This is a genomic window from Bacillus sp. SH5-2 (assembly GCF_008368905.1).
GTDB classification, from domain to species: Bacteria; Bacillota; Bacilli; order Bacillales; family Bacillaceae_G; genus Bacillus_A; species Bacillus_A luti.
The window spans coordinates 88,759-107,654 of the sequence record NZ_QOSD01000013.1; the positions used below are offsets into that span (position 1 = coordinate 88,759).

At 36.2% G+C, this 18,896-nt stretch carries 18 protein-coding genes and 2 pseudogenes; 12 read left to right on the forward strand and 8 right to left on the reverse strand.

Annotated features, from left to right (window positions below; translation table 11 throughout):
* Positions 1 to 82 precede the first annotated feature (82 nt).
* From DN410_RS10600 to DN410_RS10615, 4 genes are all read left to right on the forward strand, one after another.
* Positions 83 to 946, forward strand: a complete 864-nt coding sequence (locus DN410_RS10600; RefSeq protein WP_149176458.1) for a DnaD domain-containing protein — start codon at positions 83 to 85, stop codon at positions 944 to 946.
* Positions 943 to 2,232, forward strand: a complete 1,290-nt coding sequence (gene dnaB, locus DN410_RS10605; protein WP_149176459.1) for a replicative DNA helicase — start codon at positions 943 to 945, stop codon at positions 2,230 to 2,232. Before DN410_RS10600 ends, dnaB begins: the two co-directional genes overlap by 4 nt.
* Before the next feature lie 15 nt (positions 2,233 to 2,247).
* The gene (locus DN410_RS10610) at positions 2,248 to 2,787 is read left to right on the forward strand and encodes a hypothetical protein (protein WP_149176460.1); all 540 of its coding nucleotides are present in this window, start codon (positions 2,248 to 2,250) and stop codon (positions 2,785 to 2,787) included.
* 158 nt (positions 2,788 to 2,945) lie between these two features.
* Positions 2,946 to 3,191: a hypothetical protein gene (locus tag DN410_RS10615; protein ID WP_149176461.1), complete on the forward strand. Its 246-nt coding sequence runs from the start codon at positions 2,946 to 2,948 to the stop codon at positions 3,189 to 3,191.
* Positions 3,192 to 3,217: 26 nt separating this feature from the next.
* Here the strand turns inward: DN410_RS10615 and DN410_RS10620 are convergent, their stop codons facing one another.
* Positions 3,218 to 4,111, reverse strand: coding sequence for a hypothetical protein (locus DN410_RS10620; RefSeq protein WP_149176462.1), 894 nt, complete (start codon positions 4,109 to 4,111; stop codon positions 3,218 to 3,220).
* 172 nt (positions 4,112 to 4,283) lie between these two features.
* On the opposite strand from DN410_RS10620, the gene DN410_RS10625 reads away from it, so the two are divergent.
* From DN410_RS10625 to DN410_RS10635, 3 genes and pseudogenes are all read left to right on the forward strand, one after another.
* Positions 4,284 to 4,619: an alpha/beta fold hydrolase gene (locus tag DN410_RS10625; RefSeq protein WP_255446724.1), complete on the forward strand. Its 336-nt coding sequence runs from the start codon at positions 4,284 to 4,286 to the stop codon at positions 4,617 to 4,619.
* Positions 4,598 to 4,849: pseudogene (locus tag DN410_RS10630) on the forward strand (DnaB-like helicase C-terminal domain-containing protein); the annotation flags it as partial. The gene DN410_RS10625 and the pseudogene DN410_RS10630, both read left to right, overlap by 22 nt.
* Positions 4,850 to 4,869: 20 nt before the next feature.
* Positions 4,870 to 5,118, forward strand: a complete 249-nt coding sequence (locus tag DN410_RS10635) for a hypothetical protein (RefSeq protein WP_149176464.1) — start codon at positions 4,870 to 4,872, stop codon at positions 5,116 to 5,118.
* A gap of 154 nt (positions 5,119 to 5,272) precedes the next feature.
* On the opposite strand, the gene DN410_RS10640 is transcribed toward DN410_RS10635, so the two are convergent.
* The 3 genes from DN410_RS10640 to DN410_RS10650 form a co-directional block, all read right to left on the reverse strand.
* Positions 5,273 to 6,652, reverse strand: coding sequence for an aldehyde dehydrogenase (locus DN410_RS10640; RefSeq protein WP_149176465.1), 1,380 nt, complete (start codon positions 6,650 to 6,652; stop codon positions 5,273 to 5,275).
* 297 nt (positions 6,653 to 6,949) lie between these two features.
* Positions 6,950 to 7,837: a DMT family transporter gene (locus DN410_RS10645; RefSeq protein WP_149176466.1), complete on the reverse strand. Its 888-nt coding sequence runs from the start codon at positions 7,835 to 7,837 to the stop codon at positions 6,950 to 6,952.
* A 308-nt stretch (positions 7,838 to 8,145) separates the two neighbouring features.
* Positions 8,146 to 10,179, reverse strand: coding sequence for a sigma 54-interacting transcriptional regulator (locus tag DN410_RS10650; protein WP_149176467.1), 2,034 nt, complete (start codon positions 10,177 to 10,179; stop codon positions 8,146 to 8,148).
* A 327-nt stretch (positions 10,180 to 10,506) separates the two neighbouring features.
* Here DN410_RS10650 and DN410_RS10655 point away from each other — a divergent pair, with 327 nt between their 5' ends.
* Together DN410_RS10655 and DN410_RS10660 are read left to right on the forward strand one after the other, a co-directional pair.
* Complete coding sequence (locus DN410_RS10655) at positions 10,507 to 11,265, forward strand: gamma-glutamyl-gamma-aminobutyrate hydrolase family protein (protein WP_149176468.1); 759 nt, start codon at positions 10,507 to 10,509, stop codon at positions 11,263 to 11,265.
* A gap of 309 nt (positions 11,266 to 11,574) precedes the next feature.
* Positions 11,575 to 13,005, forward strand: a complete 1,431-nt coding sequence (locus DN410_RS10660) for a YfcC family protein (protein WP_149176469.1) — start codon at positions 11,575 to 11,577, stop codon at positions 13,003 to 13,005.
* 109 nt (positions 13,006 to 13,114) lie between these two features.
* Here the strand turns inward: DN410_RS10660 and DN410_RS10665 are convergent, their stop codons facing one another.
* A complete protein-coding gene (locus tag DN410_RS10665) occupies positions 13,115 to 13,690 on the reverse strand; it encodes a TetR/AcrR family transcriptional regulator (RefSeq protein WP_149176470.1) in 576 nt (191 codons plus the stop codon).
* A 142-nt stretch (positions 13,691 to 13,832) separates the two neighbouring features.
* Between DN410_RS10665 and DN410_RS10670 the strand changes: the two genes are divergently transcribed.
* The gene (locus DN410_RS10670) at positions 13,833 to 15,308 is read left to right on the forward strand and encodes an MDR family MFS transporter (protein ID WP_149176471.1); all 1,476 of its coding nucleotides are present in this window, start codon (positions 13,833 to 13,835) and stop codon (positions 15,306 to 15,308) included.
* A 42-nt stretch (positions 15,309 to 15,350) separates the two neighbouring features.
* Here DN410_RS10670 and DN410_RS10675 read toward each other — a convergent pair whose 3' ends face one another.
* The 3 genes from DN410_RS10675 to DN410_RS10685 are packed head-to-tail and all read right to left on the reverse strand — an operon-like array spanning position 15,351 to position 16,691.
* On the reverse strand, positions 15,351 to 15,878 hold the full coding sequence (locus DN410_RS10675) for a permease (protein ID WP_149176472.1): 528 nt from the start codon (positions 15,876 to 15,878) through the stop codon (positions 15,351 to 15,353).
* On the reverse strand, positions 15,875 to 16,357 hold the full coding sequence (locus tag DN410_RS10680; protein ID WP_149176473.1) for a hypothetical protein: 483 nt from the start codon (positions 16,355 to 16,357) through the stop codon (positions 15,875 to 15,877). The genes DN410_RS10675 and DN410_RS10680 overlap by 4 nt, the downstream gene beginning before the upstream one ends.
* Complete coding sequence (locus DN410_RS10685; protein ID WP_149176474.1) at positions 16,350 to 16,691, reverse strand: PadR family transcriptional regulator; 342 nt, start codon at positions 16,689 to 16,691, stop codon at positions 16,350 to 16,352. The genes DN410_RS10680 and DN410_RS10685 overlap by 8 nt, the downstream gene beginning before the upstream one ends.
* 356 nt (positions 16,692 to 17,047) lie before the next feature.
* Here DN410_RS10685 and DN410_RS10690 point away from each other — a divergent pair.
* Both DN410_RS10690 and DN410_RS10695 read left to right on the forward strand, forming a co-directional pair.
* Positions 17,048 to 17,467 (forward strand): annotated as a pseudogene (locus DN410_RS10690) (DUF6241 domain-containing protein); the annotation flags it as partial.
* Positions 17,468 to 18,124: 657 nt separating this feature from the next.
* A complete protein-coding gene (locus DN410_RS10695; RefSeq protein ID WP_149176475.1) occupies positions 18,125 to 18,316 on the forward strand; it encodes a hypothetical protein in 192 nt (63 codons plus the stop codon).
* The last annotated feature ends 580 nt before the right edge of the window (positions 18,317 to 18,896 follow it).

Sequence of the window (18,896 nt, forward strand, 5' to 3'; positions counted from 1 at the left end):
AACACGCCCAAAACCCGAACCTCCCGCCTATATATATTACAAAGGGGCTTTTACATTTTGAATGGGGACGGGAGGAATTTGGATGGCGGTGTATCGTAATGTGCAGGTGAATTTTTGGCAGGATGATTTTGTTTTGGATTTGACGCCGGAGGAGCGGTATTTTTATGTGTACTTATTGACTTGTTCGAAGACGACGCAGTGCGGGATTTTTCCTTTTCCGAAGCGGTTAGCTGAGATGGAGACTGGTTATAATCGGGAGACTGTTGATAAGCTTGTGCAGCGTTTTGTTGATTATGGGAAGGTTCTTTATGATGCGGATACTCGGGAGTTGTTTGTTTTAAATTGGCTTCGTTATAATCCGGTGACGAATACGAATGTGGAGAAGTGTGTGCTTCGTGAGCTTAAGGGTGTGAAGAATAAGGAGTTTGTACATATGTTTCTTCAGAAGTGCGTAGAGGAGGAGATGAATGTTCCGATGCTTTTAGCACATTTCGGTATGCCTGGTGATTTGGCTATGGATGATGTTGATCCGGTTTGTGAGGAGACTGAAGAGGAAGAAGAGGTTGTTCAGGAAGAGGCGGGAAGTAAGGTGTTCACGTTTTATGAGCAACATTTTGGTAGTTTGTCTCCTTTTACGGTGGAGGAATTGAATGCATGGATGAATGATTTGTCAGAGGAGCTGGTGCTGAAGGCTCTTCAAATTTCGTATGAGAATAAGAATCGGAAGATGGCTTATGTGAAGGGGATTTTGCGTGGTTGGCACGGGAAAGGGTTTACGAAAGTGTCTGAGGTTGAGGCGGATGCTGCGAATTTCCGGAAGAAGGGTTCGTCTGTTAGTACGGGGGAGACGGAGCATTTTTTGGCGAAGTGTGAGGAGTGGGAGAAGAGTGTGCCGTCAGAGGAAGAGTTGCAGCGCTTTTTAGCGGAGCGCGGGTGGCGGCCATGAGTATTCAAAATGTGGAGGCGGAGAAGACGGTGTTAGGTTCTCTATTAATTGATGGAGAGCTTATTAAGGAGTGCCGTTTGACGGAGCAGTATTTTTCTATGCCGGTGCATAAGTCTATATTTCAGTTAATGCGAAAGATGGAAGATGAGGGGCAACCGATTGATCTTGTGACGTTCACTTCTAGAGTGGACCCGAAGTTTTTGAAGGAGATCGGGGGACTGGCGTATTTTATAGGGTTAATAGATGGTGTGCCTACTACTAGCAACTTCTCGTATTATGAGGGGCTTGTTCGAGGTGCCTGGAAAATGTATCAGGCGGGTGTTCTCGGGCACAAGATGGGAGAGCGTCTTATTGCGGAGAAGAATGAGAAAATTATTGGTGAGACGATTACGGCACTTTGTGAGTTAGAGGAAAAGGACTGTGTATGTGAGTTTGATTTGAAGGATGCGTTAGTTGGTTTGTATGAAGAGCTGCATCAAGATGTGAAAGAGATTACGGGGATTGAGACTGGTTATACATCGTTAAATAAAATGACGTGCGGATTGCAGGAAGGTGATTTTGTCGTTCTTGGTGCGCGTCCTTCTATGGGGAAGACTGCGTTTGCGCTGAATGTTGGCATGCATGCGGCGAAGTCTGGAGCGGCGGTTGGGTTGTTTTCGTTAGAGATGAGTAGTAAGCAATTGTTAAAACGGATGGCGTCTTGTGTAGGGGAAGTGTCAGGAGGTAGGCTGAAAAATCCGAAGCACCGTTTTGCGATGGAAGATTGGGAAAAGGTGAGTAAGGCGTTTGCGGAGATTGGTGAACTGCCGCTTGAGATTTACGACAATGCAGGTGTTACGGTGCAAGATATTTGGATGCAAACGCGTAAGTTAAAGAGGAAGCATGGGGATAAGAAGCTTTTAGTCATTGTAGATTATTTGCAGCTTATTACAGGTGATCAAAAGCATAAGGGCAATCGATTTCAGGAGATTAGTGAGATTTCTCGTAAGCTTAAGTTATTGGCGCGTGATTTGAATGTTTGTGTAGTGGCGTTGTCGCAATTGTCTCGTTCAGTAGAGTCGCGTCAAGATAAGCGCCCTCTTTTATCTGATTTAAGAGAGACGGGACAAATTGAGCAAGATGCGGATGTCATTATGCTTATGTATCGTGAGGATTATTACGATAAGGAAACGATGCAGAAAGAGATGACGGAGATTCATGTGGCGAAGCATCGGAATGGGCCTGTGGGGAGTTTTAAACTGCGATTTTTGACGGAGTTTGGGCGATTTGTGGAGAAGGGGAATTAGTTGGAGGGGAAGTTTGTGTCTAGAAAAAAGTTATGGATTATTATACTACTCGTTTTCATTATTGCGTTAGGCGTGATTGGTTATAGATTGCTAGGTCCTTTTATAGAAGGAAGAAGTTATTATTATAGCCATACTGCTTTTACAGATCTTTCAAATGAATCGATTGGAAAGATGAGGCTTCATGACAATATTGATAAAGAAGCATTTAGAAAAGAATATGGTGAGCCTATTAAGAAGATAGATAATGTTTATTACGATTATTATGATTGGAAGAACGGAGTAGAAACAGCTTCAATTATAAAAGGAAAAGAGAGAGGGAAGATTGTCCGTTTAATGATTGGAGAAAATAGAGAGCTTAAGACGGTAAAAGGGATAGGACTTGGTAGTACGAAGCAGGATGTTATCGATTCTTATGGTTCGAATTATTATGAACGGACAGAGCAGGGTACTACGATTATTGGCTATGTTGATCATAAACGCTATGTAACACTTGAGTTTTGGTTAGGAGAAGGGAAGGTAGCGCATATTCGTTTGGATGATGCGGATGTGGAATAGCATATGTAAAAGTTGTAATTAAAATAAAGAAGGGTAGTTGTGTAAGGTGCTTACATAACTACCCTTCTTTTGTGTATGTTTAAAAACAATATTTGTTATTTATTGTAATTTATTGGTATGATATTAATGTATCAAAAAATGGAAGAAGGAGAATAGGGATGCTTAGTCATGTGAAATTCAAATTGATTGCTGTAGTCTTTTTTTTCTTTGCACTTGTATTTTTACTTGATGGTTACATAGCAATTGCTTTTTTGTTGGTTCTAATTGGTATCGGAATGTGGGCTTGGGGAAATGTTAGACTTAAAGCAGCTAGAGAAGAAGGCGAGATTAAAAAAGATGCTAGAAGACAAGCAAAATACGATAAAGTCTTTAATAAAGAGTATTACAAAGAAAGACGTAAATAATAGCGAAAATTAAAAAGACTAGTTTCCTAGTCTTTTTGATTTAAAAGGTCTCTAATATATATGTTTGTTAAAGGAGTATCTTTCGCCTTTTGTTCAAGGAAATCATATTCATAGACATAACCATTTTTATCTAGTACATAACGGCTCATTACGACTACAGCTCCAGCGTGATTATCTTGTCTTAAAGCAAGTAGTGTATTACCATCATCAGTTGTACCTTCTACATCTACTTGATAGTCCCCAGGGTTGCTTTTATTAGAAATCAAATAATCTTCCACTGCAGCCATAACTTCCTTGGCTTTGTATCCGGATTCTTCTGGTGAAGGAGCAACAAATGTCTTATCAGTCAACTGCTTCTTCAATGTCTCCTTATCAACCTTTGAAGATGATTTTTTAGCTTCTTCTTTCTTATTTTCTTTACTATCATTAGCGTTCTGATCTGGATATTCATTCATTACTTTTTCAGTATTCAAATCAATGACTTTAAGGTTACTTATCGTTGGTGCATCTAAACCGCCAACTTCGAACATAATCGCGTAATTTGAAAGGATTTGTATGACTTGCCCGCCGCCGCGATTTGAGCTAATTGTACCTTTTGTATTGGAGTTTTTCTTAAATTCCCAACCAGTATCTTCAAGGCTATTATCCCAAGGAGAGCCTGTGTAAATGCTGTAGATTTTTTGTGCTAATTTTTTATCTAATTCATACGTCTTTTGTTCTTTATCTGTTTTAGCTTCTAAATCAGCAATCTTTTTCGTTAGTTCTTTATTTGTTTTTTCTAGGGATTCATTTTCTTTTTTCATAGTTTGCACTTCAGTGTTAGAATTCGTAGTTTCATTGGCTTTACTCGGAGTGTTATTGCAGCCTTGCAAAAGTAGTAGTGATGTGGCGAGTGTGAATATGACTTTTATTTTTTTCATAAATACCCCTCTTTTTCTCTTTTATTTCCTTTTATACCATATAACGTATATTTATATTCGTCAAATTACCTTATATAAATTATAAAAATAAAAGGGTGTATTGATTTTGGATAATTTTAACATAAAAACATTAAGATAATTAGTGTATTGGAGAAAAATGAGGTTCATGTTTATGAAAGACAATATTGTATTTTTACATGGGATAACAGGGGATAGAAATGCATTCAAAACAGAGTATGAATACTTGAAATCTGCATATGATTGTTGGTGGTATGATTTCCCTGGGTATGGCTTTGATACTTTAGGGAAGGATGTGCCTTTTTCCTTAGAGATTTTAGTTGAGCAATTAAATAGTGAATATACAAATCAAAGTTGGTTAAAGCAATATGCAATTCTTCAAAATCCAAATAGAAAAGAAATACCTGAAGACTCGCAATCTATTTTCTATAAGTATGGACAATTATTATATCCGAATGTATTCGAAAAAGCAGTTTGTCTCGTTCTGTAGAGTCGCGTCAAGATAAGCGCCCTCTTTTATCTGATTTAAGAGAGACGGGACAAATTGAGCAAGATGCGGATGTTATTATGCTTATGTACCGCGAAGATTATTACGATAAGGAAACGATGCAGAAAGAGATGACGGAGATTCATGTGGCGAAGCATCGGAATGGACCTGTGGGCAGTTTTAAACTACGATTTTTGAAGGAGTTTGGGCGGTTTGTGGAGAAGGGGAATTAGCTGGAGGGGAAGTTTGTGCTTTGAAGAACGGAGTAGAAGCAGCTTCAATTATTAAAGGAAAAGAGAAAGGGAAGATTGTTTGTTTAATAATTGTAGAAAATACAGATTTTAAGACGAAAAAAGGATTGGACTTGATGGTACGAAACAAGATTTTATCAATATTCTATAAAAGTAGTATTAACTTTATTAAAATATCTCTTTTTGTATGTTATTTTCATTTTCTTTGGCGCTTCTGGTGCAAAAATAAAGCATTTCACTCATTTGTATAAACTATAATGTTGCTAATGCCTATCCTTGTTCCGGTCCTGTTTAAATATCGCTAAACAAATGGATTAGGTTGTTACAAGGCAAAGGGAGTCCATTCTACTGGACTCCCTTTATTCTTTCTTTTTTTTATATCAACATTAATGTTTAACAAATCTATTACTTAAAAATCTTTCGCAAAATTTTAATTTTGTTCCTATACGGTGGAAATACAAGCCCTAAATCTATCCTTGAGCTTCTCTTTAAAATGCTTTTACGATGTGAAAAAGCATCAAAACCATGTTTGCCATGATAGGCGCCGAATCCTGCATTTCCTACCCCGCCAAAAGGTAAGTGGAGATTAGCCATATGTGACATTGTATCGTTGACGCATCCTCCTCCAAAAGAAATTCGGTCTAATATCTGCTTTTCAACATTTTTATTTTCGGTAAATACATACAAAGCTAACGGTTTAGGATGGGTGTTAACCATATGAATGACTTCATCTAAATCATTGTAATCCATAATTGGTAAAATCGGTCCGAAAATTTCTTCTTTCATAGCTGCATTATCCCATGATTTTACTTCAAGAAGTGTTGGTTCAATATATAAATGGCTTCTAGATGAACTCCCACCAAATACTATATGATTTTTGTCTTGCTCTAATATAGAAATAAGTCTATCGAATTGTCTCTCATTAATAATTCGGCCGTAATCATCGCTTTTTAATACATCTGATCCATAAAAGTTTGTAATGATTTCTTTCATTTTCGAAATTAGTTTTACTTTGACAGATTTATGTGCAATAACATAATCAGGTGCAATACAGGATTGACCAGCATTTATGAATTTTCCCCAGATAATGCGCTTAGCTGCTATATCGAGGTTGGCAGTTTCATCGACAATGGCTGGTCCTTTTCCGCCAAGTTCCAATGTTACCGGTACAAGGTTTTTTGCTGCAGCTTCCATGACAATCTTTCCAACTTGAATGCTACCAGTAAAAAAGATATGGTCAAATGGTTCATGAATCAATAAAGAAGTAATTTCTCGGCCTCCTTCAATTACACGAATGTATTGTTTATCAAATGTTTCACTTATCATTTTGTTAATAACAGCTGAAACATTTGGTGCATTTTCTGAAGGCTTGAGAACTACACAATTTCCTGCCGCAATTGCCCCAATGAGAGGTTCAATTATTGATTGGAATGGATAATTAAAAGGTCCAATAATTAGCACGGTACCATATGGCTCTTTTATTATGTAGCTTTTGGATGGTGCAAAATGAATAGGTGTTTTTACTTTTTGAGGTTTCATCCACTGTTTTAGGTATTTCATTATAAAATTGATACTGTTAAATGCGAAACCAACTTCTGCAGCGTATGCTTCAAACTCGCTTTTGTGTAAATCTTGATATAATGCGCTCAGCACTTGACTTTCATATTTTCGAATGGAGTATTTTAGCTTTTCTAATTGTTTAATCCGAAATTGAAGACTTCTAGTATGATCATGATGGAAAAATTGTCTATGTTCTTGAAGAAGTTGTTGTATATCATCAACCATTAGGAAATCCCTCCAATAGCAAACAAATATTTACATACCATGTTCATCAATGAGAGTTTTGATTAAACTTTTTTCAAAATAGCTTCTTAAATAAGGGGTTGTAAAACATTTCTGATTGAGCTTTATTTTAAACTAACATCAGCAACAGGAAATAAAGTTCCTGTCGCTGAATAAAAGGTATAGTACGATATGCTGCAGTCACCTGAATATTCTTATGAGGGAAAGGCATCCACGTTGAGAATAATACAAGCGAATTCTCTCAACATGGATGTGTGATTATTTATTTTGGTGAAAAACTTACTCTACATTCTTCTTATAACCAACCCGCAGCACTCCCTTAAAATCCACCTCAGCAATTAACACACTGACTAATATAAGTGTCGCCCCTAAGTATCCTTTTCCTGTAAGTGTTTCACCTGTGAAAACGAAAGCGAATCCTGCGGAAAAGACAGGTTCTAATGAAAAAATAAGTCCTGTATGTGTAGGCGTAGTGTATTGCTGGGCGATAACTTGCACGATGAATGCGACCGCGGTGCAAAATATGCTTAAGGCCAAGATGATAAGCCATGAGTCGATCGTGCTAGGAAGTTTTGGTGTTTCTATCATGAATGAAAAAATAAGACTAAATAGGCCGACGAAACCGAGCTGCACTACCCCTAGTGCAATGGAATTCACATGTTTCGTTACGCTTCCGGTAATGATGACGTGAATCGCATAAAATAGGGCAGACAGTATGCAAAATATATCGCCGTTACCGATCTTGAATTCACTCGTTAATGTTAATAAGCCGATTCCGATTATCGTTAACACAATTCCTACTATCACTTTCTTTTCAGGAATGTGTTTTAAAAAGATAGCTGATAATATCGGAATGAAAATGACTGTGAGACATAGTAAAAACCCTGCATTAGATACGCTTGTATACTTTGTACCAAACGTCGCGAAAATGTAAACGATAAATAAAACAGAAGCTAGTACGAATGCATATTTTACGGTTTTAAAATCGATCTTGAATAAATGTTTGTAAAATATTAAACCTGATAAAAGAAAGGCAATAATAAATCGTAATGCGATTAAATTGTATTCTTCTATGCCTTCAAGTCCAACCTTTGTAAGTAAGATGGATGCGCCCCAAAAGAATGTAACTAGTAGTAGTCCTAAATCTGCTTTTAATTGTAGTTTCATTTCTATTCCCTCGTTATGTATAAATTTTATAATTCCATACCCCTATCCCCATTGTTTATTTTAATATTAATTCCGAATATTTGTAACTTAAATTTATCGACGTTTTATTCCATAAGAAAGAGGCTGTTTATAAAACAGCCTATATGTATTTGAAAATCCCAATCTCTCATAGAAGCTTGGCTAATAATGAGTATGCATATTCACCAATCCATGTCACATTAGAGTTGTAATGTGGTATTTTGATATCGTAAAAGTAGGGTCCCTTATGAGTAAAAAACTTTGAGTCGTACTACACCGATGATAAGTAATCAAAGGTGTAGTAGAATCTCCAAACCTTTTCTTGTTAGATTAATTCCTGCTCTCCCTCTTTTTATTTGTAGATACCCTTTCATTTTCAGGAAGTTCAATCGGTGTCTAACCTGTGCCTCAGATAAATTCATTTCGACTTCTTGGCTCTTTTCAGAAATAATTCTTCTTCCGATTGTTTTTCCTTTTTCTTCATAATTCATGATGAGGGTAAGGATGAAAAGTGATTCTTTATCAAGAGCGTTTGAACTTGAAGAAAAGGATGTTATACTCTCGACCTGGTCGCTATCTGTTTTCTTATGTGGAGGTTTTTGAAAATAATGTTGATTAGGCAAATCATTTTTTGTTATTTGGTTTCCGGTACGGACAGCAAGCATATAATCTATCGTATTTTTAAGTTCTCTTACATTTCCGTACCATGGATATCCTTGAAGTTCTTCAATTAATTCTTGTTCAATTTTGACTTTAGGATCCGATAGCGCAACAAAATGTTTAACCAATAATTCAATGTCATTTCGACGGGCTCTTAATTCAGGAAGGTGTATAAAGAGTACTTTAAGCCTATGGTATAAGTCCTCTCTAAACACATTTTCTTGAATCATTTTCAGTAGATCCTTATTGGTTGCTGCAATAATCCGAACGTCTATAGGGATAATTTGGCTTCCGCCAACACGCATAATCTCTTTTTCCTGCAATACTCGAAGTAGCCGTGCTTGAAGTTTAAGGCTAATATCTCCAATCTCATCTAAAAAAATAGTGCCACCATTTGCTTGTTCAAATAATCCCATTTTCCCGCCCTTTTTTGCTCCGGTAAACGCTCCGTCCTCATAACCAAATAATTCACTCTCAACTAAATCATCCGATAAAGCACTAAAGTTAACGGCAAGAAAAGGGCCGCTATTTCGAAGGGAGGCATTATGAATAGCACTTGCAAACAACTCTTTTCCGGTACCACTTTCACCCTCAATTAATACAGTTAAATCAGTCTTAGCTAACCTTTTGGCAATTTGTTTCGTGCCTTGAATAGTAGAGCTAATCCCAACGATATTATGAAAATTGTATTTTGCTACATATCCTTTTTTGACAAATTCTTTTCTCAATTTACGTTCAAACCCGATGGTCTTAAGGGCATTTCTAAAAGTAACAATAATTGATTGATCATTTATATGTAGGCGTTCCACTATTACATCCAAGTCGTTTACAACAAATATCCCGCTTTCTTGTTGCTTATTCGAAAGGATGAAGTTCACTAAATCAATATTATCAATAATGGCATCAATGGGATGACCAATAGCATTTTTGCTTTTTATTTTCAGCATGCTTTCCAGGAATTCATTAAAGACAACAATTCTTCCTTCATAATCAATAGCTAGTATGCCATCACCAACACCATCAATAACTTGATGAAGTTGTCGATGAGCTTTAGCTAAATTCTTTGTTAAATCTACTATTTTTCGATAGTATCTCTCAGAAACGTGGTTACCTGATTCCTCCATTAAATGAAATCGATCTAGAATGGACATGATTGTAGTAATATCTATTAATCTATGACCAATATTAATTACTTTTTCTACGAAGTCAGGGATAATTTCAAGTTCGCCAGGTGTGATTGCGAGCTTGATCATTTGTATATTCGTTTTTCCAGGATAGTATGGGAAATATTCAATGTGGTTCAGCCCCAATTGACGCATAGTTTCAATTGATTCGTATACTGTTTCATGATTATCATTCACATATAGAGCTTGTGTTCCTTCTGGTAAAAATAAAAGCTGGTCCACGTTTTCATAATTTAATGTTCGTTTTGCTATTATTACTTCGCAATTTTCCCCAATAAATTCTTTCACCGTTTCTATAGTAAATGTATTAGGTAACACAATTAATGTAGAATGAAAGACTTTTGGAATACTTTCTTCTACAGAAAAACTTTCGATATCTATGAGGTCACCTACCATCTCCGTTAGTTGTTGATGTAGGGCTTTTCGTGTTTCTTTTAAAACGGTGATCAATACAATGTGGTTGTTTTCAAATTTGTTCATAGAACACCTCTTTAGTTGAATGTAATTGGTCTAAAGTTGGTTATTAATTAGTTATTATGTAACCAATTAATAACCAATTATAATACATTTCAACATAGTAAACACCGACGAAACGACAAAATATTTAAAAATATGTAAATAATCACTTTAATTTTAATGTTGGCATGATATTTGCTTATATCAATGGTGTGTAAAGAAAGAATGAAATGAGTAGAGTAGTAATTTACATATTTAATTCTTTACCACTTGCTAGAAAAGGGAGGTTAAGAGTATACAATTTCAAAAGAGAAAGACAACGAAACCATTTAAATTATGAGGTGAGAGGAAATGAAACCACTAATTGGTGTTACTGGGTATTATATTGATCATAGTGAAATAGGGAAGGAGGGCTTAAGAGGGCTACCAGGACAAGATATGGCTATCTTTTCTTATGACTACATTCGTTCACTTCAACGAGCAGGTGCAACGGTTGTTCTACTTCCAATTGAGGAAGCTAATCAAATTGAGTCCACACTTAATCAATTAGATGGGTTGTTATTGGCTGGTGGTGCGGACATCAATCCAATTTATTACGGTGATATTCCAAAATCGTATATAGGTACTGTAGAGGAAGAACGAGATAATTTTGAATTAAATCTGGCAAAGCAAGCTTTAGAAAAAGATATTCCTATTCTAGGAATTTGCCGAGGATTACAGGTGTTAAATGTTGCAGCTGGTGGGTCTCTTTATCAAGACTTAGAGCACGAGAGGGGACCAGAATATTTCCATGTTCGGGAGCAGTTCCGTAAATGGCAAGGCTCTCATTCCGTAGATCTTCTGGAAGAGGGAAAAATTTATGAGGCTATTGGCCAAAAATCTTTAATGGTTAATTCTTTTCACCATCAAGCAGTGAAAACATTGGGGAAAGATTTTGAGGTGAGCGCATGGTCCTTTGATGGTGTGATAGAGGCTATTGAATCCAAAGCTCATCGTTATGTAGCAGCGGTCCAATGGCATCCAGAAATGATGTCGGAAAGGGATGCTCTACAGCAGCGTTTATTTAACCAATTTGTAAATGAAATTAGTAAAAAGGTAGTTAAATCCTAGAACGCTATAAGTAAAAGAATTGATGGATAGCTTGGTACGTCATGGTAGTAGGGAAACCAGACTGCCGGCTACCAATTGTTGTGGGCTAATAATCATTGGGGGATGAACAAAACCTCCAATGATTAAAGTTTCATTTTATCCCGCATTAACGGGCAGTAAGACCCCCACCTCAAAATTCAGCGGAAGCAAAGAAGTTAGGTGAGGGATCAACTGCCCGTAAAAGCCCGATTGGTTCAACTAATAATCATTGGGGGAAGAACAAAACCCCCAATGATTAAAGTTTCACTTTATTGCAAAGGGGATTGGTATATGAGTCAAGTGTCAGAAAAAGCAGTTTCATTCGAGCCAGAAGAAAAACAGGAAAAAAAAGAATGGAAAATAAACGTATTTGCGATGTTACTTGTCTTGTTAGTTATTGCGGCTATTATTACACATATATTGCCAGCAGGAAAATATGCACAGATTGAAAAAAATGGGTATACAACAGTAGATCCAAATTCATTCAAATGGATTGCATCAGCGCCACTTGGATTTTTTGATACGGTAAAATCTATTCCGACAGGGATGGTAGAAGCTGCTAATATTATCTTTTTTATTCTTATTATCGGAGGTTTTTTTGGTGTATTAAAGGCATCAGGTACAGTTGAGGCTCTTGTTTCAACAATGGCAAAAAAACTCGCTAACCGTGAAAAGTTAATGATTCCTATTATAATGCTGTTCTTTGCACTTGGCGGGTCATTAATGGGGATGGCTGAGGAAGCTTTAGTGTATGTACCTTTATTTATTCCGCTAGCTCTTGCAGTTGGATTTGATACGATAACAGGAACTGCGATGGTACTAGTGGGAGCGTCCGTCGGATTTACAACTGCAATTATGAATCCGTTTACAGTTGGGCTTGCGCAAGGGATAGCGGGTCTTCCTATGTATTCGGGGATGGGATTCCGCCTAGTTTTATTCGTAGTCATATATGTAATTGCTGTTACATTTGTCTATCGTCATGCTATGAAAGTAAAGAGGGATCCTTCAATCGGAATTTATGGAAAATTCGATACAAATAAGCCAGACAGTCTATTAACAGCGAAAGTAGAGTTAACAAAAAGACATAAATGGATATTAACGGCCTTTTTAATCAATTATATTATTCTTGTATTCGGTGTTATTAAGTACGAGTGGTATATAACAGAAATTGCAGCCTTATTTATTATTTTAACTATAATAATTGCAATCCTTGGCAAGATATCTCTTGATGATACTGTAGAATCTTTTACACAAGGATCGGCATCTTTAATCGGCGGTGCTTTAATCATTGGTGTATCACGCGCTATTTTAGTCGTATTGAATCAAGGGCATATTATAGACCCACTACTTTATCAAGTATCAGAAGAAATGAAACATGTCTCTCCTTTTTTAAGTGTTGTTGGAATGTACAACTTCCAAGTAGCTATTCATTTTATTTTAGCATCAGGTAGTGGCCATGCGATGTTGACAATGCCTATAATGGCGCCACTTGCAGATTTATTGGACATTACACGCCAAACAGCAGTATTATCCTTTTCATTCGCGGATGGTATTGGAAATATTATTTTTCCGACAGGTGGTACGCTAATGGCTGGATTAGCAATTGCAGGGATTTCATGGACAAGGTGGGCAAGGTGGATTCTCCCTTTAATCCTAATTGAATACTCGATCGGTTTAATAGCAGTTATAATTGCTCATCTTATTGGGTATGGTCCATCTTAATAAAAGGTGGATATGCTTTCAATTATTGAAAGTTAGACTTTGAAGAAGATTGGTATGTAGTATGTACAAAAAACGCCTATTTCATATAGGCGTTTTTTATATGGTGAAGTTATTCCTCTTCAAACTGAAAAATATCTCGGTTAATAAGTTGGTGGAGATACCTATCCATTTCAGCAGCAGAAACTTTTCTTTCATTTTTAAACCACCATGCGCTTAATGAGGTGATTGCCCCTGAATAAAATTCAATGATTAAATCATTTGGCATCGTATGATTTTTACAAAGTTGATTTAAAGCTTCTATTTCTTGTTTTCTCGTTTCGTGACTTAAATACTGTGTCCGGTTAATAAATTGTTCATCAGACATTTGCGTCTCTAATATTTTACCGATTTCTTCATGGTGTAGAAATTGTTCCATTACTTGAAATGGTTTACTTAATCGATCTGAAACCGGTATTTCAACAATCATCTTGCCGTATCGTTTAAATCCAAATGCTAATAAAGCATTTTTATCTTCAAAGTGTTTATAAAAAGTTGTTCGGTGTACCATCGCGCGATCACATATTTGGTTAATCGTGATAGTACTATATTTCTGTTTTGATTGCGTCATTAATTCAAATAAGGAATCCCATAGTAATTTATGTGTACGTCTAATACGTAAATCAAGTTGTTTTTCATTATCATTCATCTACAATTCTCCTTTTTTGTAGATTAAATATACAGTGGCTGAAAATTGATTCTCCCTTTTTAATCTACATATGTATATTATATTACATGTGTTCAGGTATATTTAAAGTTTTTTAAGTAAGAAACAGGAGGAGAATTTGCAAATGAATATAACAACTAAGAGCCCTGCAAATGGCAAAGTTGATACTTCTAATATGAAACATACCCCCATTTTAATTGCGTTACTTTTAGGGGCAATGGTTGCATTATTAAACGAAACATTACTTGGCAATGCATTAACGGTATTAATGAAAGAATTTAACGTAACAGCGTCAACGATCCAATGGCTTTCTACATCCTACATGTTAGTGGTTGGTGTTTTAGTACCGATTACAGCACTGCTTCAACAATGGATTACAACGAGACAAATGTTTTTGATTGCGATGGTAACGTTTTTAGTTGGTACATTAATTGCGGGATTCGCACCGACATTTTCCATTTTATTAATCGGCCGTATCGTCCAAGCGGTAGCGACAGGATTGATTTCACCGTTATTAATGAATACGATTTTAATTATTTGTCCGCCTGAAAAACGTGGTGCCACAATGGGATTAATTGCACTTGTGATGATGGCAGCTCCAGCAATTGGTCCTACATTATCTGGAGTAATCGTTGACTCATTAAATTGGCGCTGGTTATTCTATATCGTTATTCCTATCGTGATCATTTCAATTATGATTGGGATGAAGTACATTCAAAATGTTTCAGAGTTAACAAGACCAAAAGTAGATTATCCATCTATCCTTTTATCGACATTAGGATTTGGCGGGCTTGTATATAGCTTTAGTGCATCAGGTGACTTAGGGTGGTCTGATCCGAAAGTGTATGGCACTTTAATTGTTGGGCTTATCTCATTATGTATTTTTATCGTGCGACAATTAAAAATTGAGAATCCAATTTTAGAATTACGCGCATTTAAAGTTCCGATGTTTACATTATCAGTTGGATTAATCGTCATTGTGATGATGTCGTTATTTTCAACGATGACTTTATTACCGATGTTTCTGCAAACCGTTTTACTCGTTACAGCCTTTAAATCAGGATTAATAATGCTTCCAGGAAGTATTATTAGTGCCGTAATGGGACCAATCGCAGGTAAGCTATTTGATAAATTTAGTCCAAAAGTTATTATCGTTCCCGGTATTGTGTTAGTAGGTATTGCAATGTTCTTATTTAAAGGCATTACGCCTGACACATCAATGTTGCAAATTATTATTATGCACAGCGTATTAATGGTTGGACTCATGTTTGTCATGACAGCACAAACATACGGTTTAAATCAATTAACACCAGATTTATATCCGCACGGAACAGCGCTGTTTAATACTCTGCAGCAAGTAGCTGGCGCAATCGGTACGGCTATCTTTATTTCAAAAATGTCTTCAGGAACAACTCAGTATATGGAAAGCTCCGCAAATCCAATGGATCCAGTAGAGAAGTTAAACGGTTTAACATCAGGATTCCAAGGTGCATTTGCACTTGGATTAATCTTTATTGTTGTTGCTTTTATCGTATCGCTATTCTTAAAAGAAGAGAAAAAGGGAGTAGAAGTAGCCGGGGTTTTACAGAACGAAAATTAAGGTTTATATAAAAAGACATCTTTCCAAAGGAAGGATGTCTTTTTACATTTCCTCCGTAACATCATACCGTAGCAACTGCCCCTGATCATAAAACTTCTCAAAAATAATCCCCATTACATAGAAGAATACTAAACCGAAACAAATATGAATGAGTGTAAAGGTAGCTCCAAATGAAGAAAACTCGTATACGATAATCGGCAATTTCGCAGTGGTCCAAACGCCTAAGAAGAATACGATGTACCGAATGCTGGCGCCTTTTTTTAATAGTAGTGCGGCGATTGGAAAGGCGACGTAAAGGGGACCAGCTGCAATTCCTCCTAATAATAAAGAGAATAAGATACCATATATGCCCGATTTTTCGCCCATATATTTGATTAACGTTTCTTTCTTCACCCACTGATCAAGTAGTCCTACAAATACGAGGACAGGAGGGAGGAGAAACAGCATATCTAAAATACTATTGCCTGTTAGTTGTAATGCAGTCCATCCTAAAGATTGATTTATAAAAGTTAATACAAAGAGCCCCAGTAGTAAGATGAAAAAGAAACGATATCTTTTTAGTTCTTTCATACCATCACCACCCAAATGATATAGGAGAATAGGAGAGACATGAGTAAGGCAGATGCATTACGTGCGTAAGCAAAGCTTCGCCCGAATATTTTTTGTTCCATTGGCAAAGTTGTAAGTCCTACTGACATGAGTGTAGACATAAGTGCCGCAACTTGCGGGAGGCCTGCACCGTGTTGGACTAACGTATTTCCAAGAGGAAACACGACAAAGCTTGGAATAAGTGCAACAGAGCCGAGGATTGCCGAATAAATAATACCTAACAATCCGGACTGTTCCCCAATGATAGAAGAGATAAAGGACGGCGTTAATATAGAAAGCGATAAGCCAACGAAAAGCATGATGGAGAGCATCGCAGGGAGAAGGTTGCGAAACATTTTCCACGACTTCATTAGAGCATCTTTCGTTTTCGTACGGTCCTTCATAAAAGAAATCCCAGTAAGAAGAATGGCTAACGTGTAAAGAATCACGCCGTTAATCATGATTGGATTCCTTTAAATCTTTATATTTGCCCAGGAAAAAGGATAAGTTCTTCATTTTTTCTTCGATATCCATTTGAAAATCTGCTAATTGTTCCTTTCCAGCAGACGTAATTTTGTACATCTTTCTCGGCTTGTCTTGATGATCTGTACTTACGTAAGATTCAATTGCACCTTCGTTTTCTAATTTCTTTAGCGTACGATATAAAATGGCACTATCAATTGGATTGACGGGAAGTTCTTCTTCGCATTTTTGCAATAATTGCCCGCCGTAGTTATCACCTTCTGCTAAAAATAACAAAAGAAATGCGCCTGTATGTCTTCCAGTATGTTTCATGGATATACCTCCTAGAATGAATTATGTTACTGTTAATGACAGTATACTGTTGTTAACAGTATAAGGTGCATGAAGTGCTATGTCAATTTTAAAAATTGTAATTTTCGAGAGAGAAACTCACAATAATGCTTTTTCAAATATTCGAGTGAAATCTTGTATTTTGGTATATTCAAATAGAACTTCCCTTGATTCATATTTTATGAAGCCACTGGAAGTTGCTCCGTTGATATCTCTATTAAGCCTAAGATTTCAAACAGAGTTGTTTTTTCCATTCTTGCTAACTTTTCTTTCATTTTTAAAGAATCACGCGCTTAATGCGGTGATTACTTCTAAACAAAATTCCATTATTCAATCGTTTGGCATCGAATGAAGCAGAGATTAAAGGTTCAAATGCACAACTTCACATCACTAAAAGTTCTACTGAAGAAGTTATTTCAGCTATGCATAGCATGACTCATCAAAAGGTAAAAGCGAGTGACGGACGGGGCGCAACTCCTATGTCTAAAAAGAATGCAGAGAAAGTAAGAATCATTTTAAATGAAAATGATTTTAAGAATAAAGAAAAACTATTAGCAATCACTGAAAGATGGATAAATAGGGATTTTAGTAAAATCGTAGAAGAACATAACTATTTCTGGGAACTTCAAGACGGCAAGATAGGTGAAGCTACAAAAACGGATTCGTTAGACGAGCAAACATTCTCTCTAAATAATTTCGGTGATGAAGTAACAGCCGCATTAATTAAATCCGGAGATCTTCAGCATGTTGGAGAATAATAAACATCTATAGATTATAGTTAGAAGCTTACCTTTTTGTATTTACCTTTTCTAAATTTCTTCAATACAATAGATGTGATTCTCAAGTAAGAGGAAGGCACCTTAGGGTGTCTTTTCTTTATGGGGTACTGACGCATGCCCATCAACCTAACAGAACAGGTTGCCCCCAAAAACGAAAATTTCATCTTTTCATAGGTGTCCATGGGAATTTAGTTCATTTTTTTCGTTTTGGGAACAATTAATTTCTTAAGTTGATGGATGTGGGGTAGCACCACATTGCTATCAAGCTAATATTTTGAAGCATCCCCAAAACAAAAAAATTGTACATTTTCATCTGGAGATGTCAATTTTCTCGTTTTGGGGTATTTGCTTTTCTTAGGTTGATGGGAATGGGGTACCGCCAGCATTTTGGGAAAAAATCACGCTAAGCAAAAAAATAAGCCATCCATTTGGACAGCTCCTTTACATAATTATCGTTGTAGGAAGTAAAAGCAAACTCTTTATAAAGAAAGGGCAAGTTCACACAGTAAGAGTTTGGTTTTTTTGTATATTTAGAATATAATGAGATTTTGTTATAATGTAATAGATAAATATACGGTAAGGTTTAAAACACCTAATAGAAAGTATATTTGATTAAATAAGAAAGGAGGTGTAGTTATGTTGAAACAAGGATGGAGAAAGTTTATACGTAAGTGTAAATCCCCTAAAGACTTTTTACGAAAAGCTTTAGACTTTATTTTTAGCGAAGTCATATGGGATTCTATTTTCAAAGTTTTCCTTAAACTGTTATGGGCGTTTAAAGGTATGGGAAAAGGTTTGAAACGCCTAATAGATAGCATACTTACATAATTTTCGTTCTCGGAAGTAAATTACTTTTAGAACTTTACTTCTGAGAACGATAACTATGTAAATCAACGTGGTTATCAAATCGGAGGAAGGCACCTTAGGGTGTCTTTTCTTTATGAAATAAGAATTATGTAAAAGTATAAATCTATCCTTTGTAATTCATCTATTATAATCATGGCTAAGTCAAAGAAAGGCGATCCGGGGGATTTAAATAAAAAAATCACTTTAAAATCCTCCTAAGTTAATAATTATTTTAAATTAACTAAAATGTACATCAATAAAAGATTTAGCTCTAGTCCCTATTGGTTTGCTATAAATAAGTGATGTTATATAAGAAAGTTGGTACAAGTTAATAGATGGCAATAGATAAGATGACTTTAACAGGTAACTCAAGGGTTAATCTTATCTATTATCATCTATATTCGAATGTAAATTATTAGAAATTAAGGTTATGGATAACTGGTATATCTATTCTAGGGAAACCACCCATACCTGGAAACCGCCCATACCCATTCCAGGGAAACCACCCATACCTGTTCCAGGGAAACCACCCATACCTGTTCCAGGGAAACCACCCATACCC

What these genes read in the sequence shown, in the direction of transcription:
- DN410_RS10600 (WP_149176458.1), top strand. Translation starts at nt 83, where the DNA reads ATGGCGGTGTATCGTAATGTGCAGGTGAATTTTTGGCAGGATGATTTT.
- dnaB (WP_149176459.1), top strand. Translation starts at nt 943, where the DNA reads ATGAGTATTCAAAATGTGGAGGCGGAGAAGACGGTGTTAGGTTCTCTA.
- DN410_RS10615 (WP_149176461.1), top strand. Translation starts at nt 2,946, where the DNA reads ATGCTTAGTCATGTGAAATTCAAATTGATTGCTGTAGTCTTTTTTTTC.
- DN410_RS10620 (WP_149176462.1), bottom strand. Translation starts at nt 4,111, where the DNA reads ATGAAAAAAATAAAAGTCATATTCACACTCGCCACATCACTACTACTT.
- DN410_RS10625 (WP_255446724.1), top strand. Translation starts at nt 4,284, where the DNA reads ATGAAAGACAATATTGTATTTTTACATGGGATAACAGGGGATAGAAAT.
- DN410_RS10640 (WP_149176465.1), bottom strand. Translation starts at nt 6,652, where the DNA reads ATGGTTGATGATATACAACAACTTCTTCAAGAACATAGACAATTTTTC.
- DN410_RS10645 (WP_149176466.1), bottom strand. Translation starts at nt 7,837, where the DNA reads ATGAAACTACAATTAAAAGCAGATTTAGGACTACTACTAGTTACATTC.
- DN410_RS10650 (WP_149176467.1), bottom strand. Translation starts at nt 10,179, where the DNA reads ATGAACAAATTTGAAAACAACCACATTGTATTGATCACCGTTTTAAAA.
- DN410_RS10655 (WP_149176468.1), top strand. Translation starts at nt 10,507, where the DNA reads ATGAAACCACTAATTGGTGTTACTGGGTATTATATTGATCATAGTGAA.
- DN410_RS10660 (WP_149176469.1), top strand. Translation starts at nt 11,575, where the DNA reads ATGAGTCAAGTGTCAGAAAAAGCAGTTTCATTCGAGCCAGAAGAAAAA.
- DN410_RS10665 (WP_149176470.1), bottom strand. Translation starts at nt 13,690, where the DNA reads ATGAATGATAATGAAAAACAACTTGATTTACGTATTAGACGTACACAT.
- DN410_RS10670 (WP_149176471.1), top strand. Translation starts at nt 13,833, where the DNA reads ATGAATATAACAACTAAGAGCCCTGCAAATGGCAAAGTTGATACTTCT.
- DN410_RS10675 (WP_149176472.1), bottom strand. Translation starts at nt 15,878, where the DNA reads ATGAAAGAACTAAAAAGATATCGTTTCTTTTTCATCTTACTACTGGGG.
- DN410_RS10680 (WP_149176473.1), bottom strand. Translation starts at nt 16,357, where the DNA reads ATGATTAACGGCGTGATTCTTTACACGTTAGCCATTCTTCTTACTGGG.
- DN410_RS10685 (WP_149176474.1), bottom strand. Translation starts at nt 16,691, where the DNA reads ATGAAACATACTGGAAGACATACAGGCGCATTTCTTTTGTTATTTTTA.
- DN410_RS10695 (WP_149176475.1), top strand. Translation starts at nt 18,125, where the DNA reads ATGTTGAAACAAGGATGGAGAAAGTTTATACGTAAGTGTAAATCCCCT.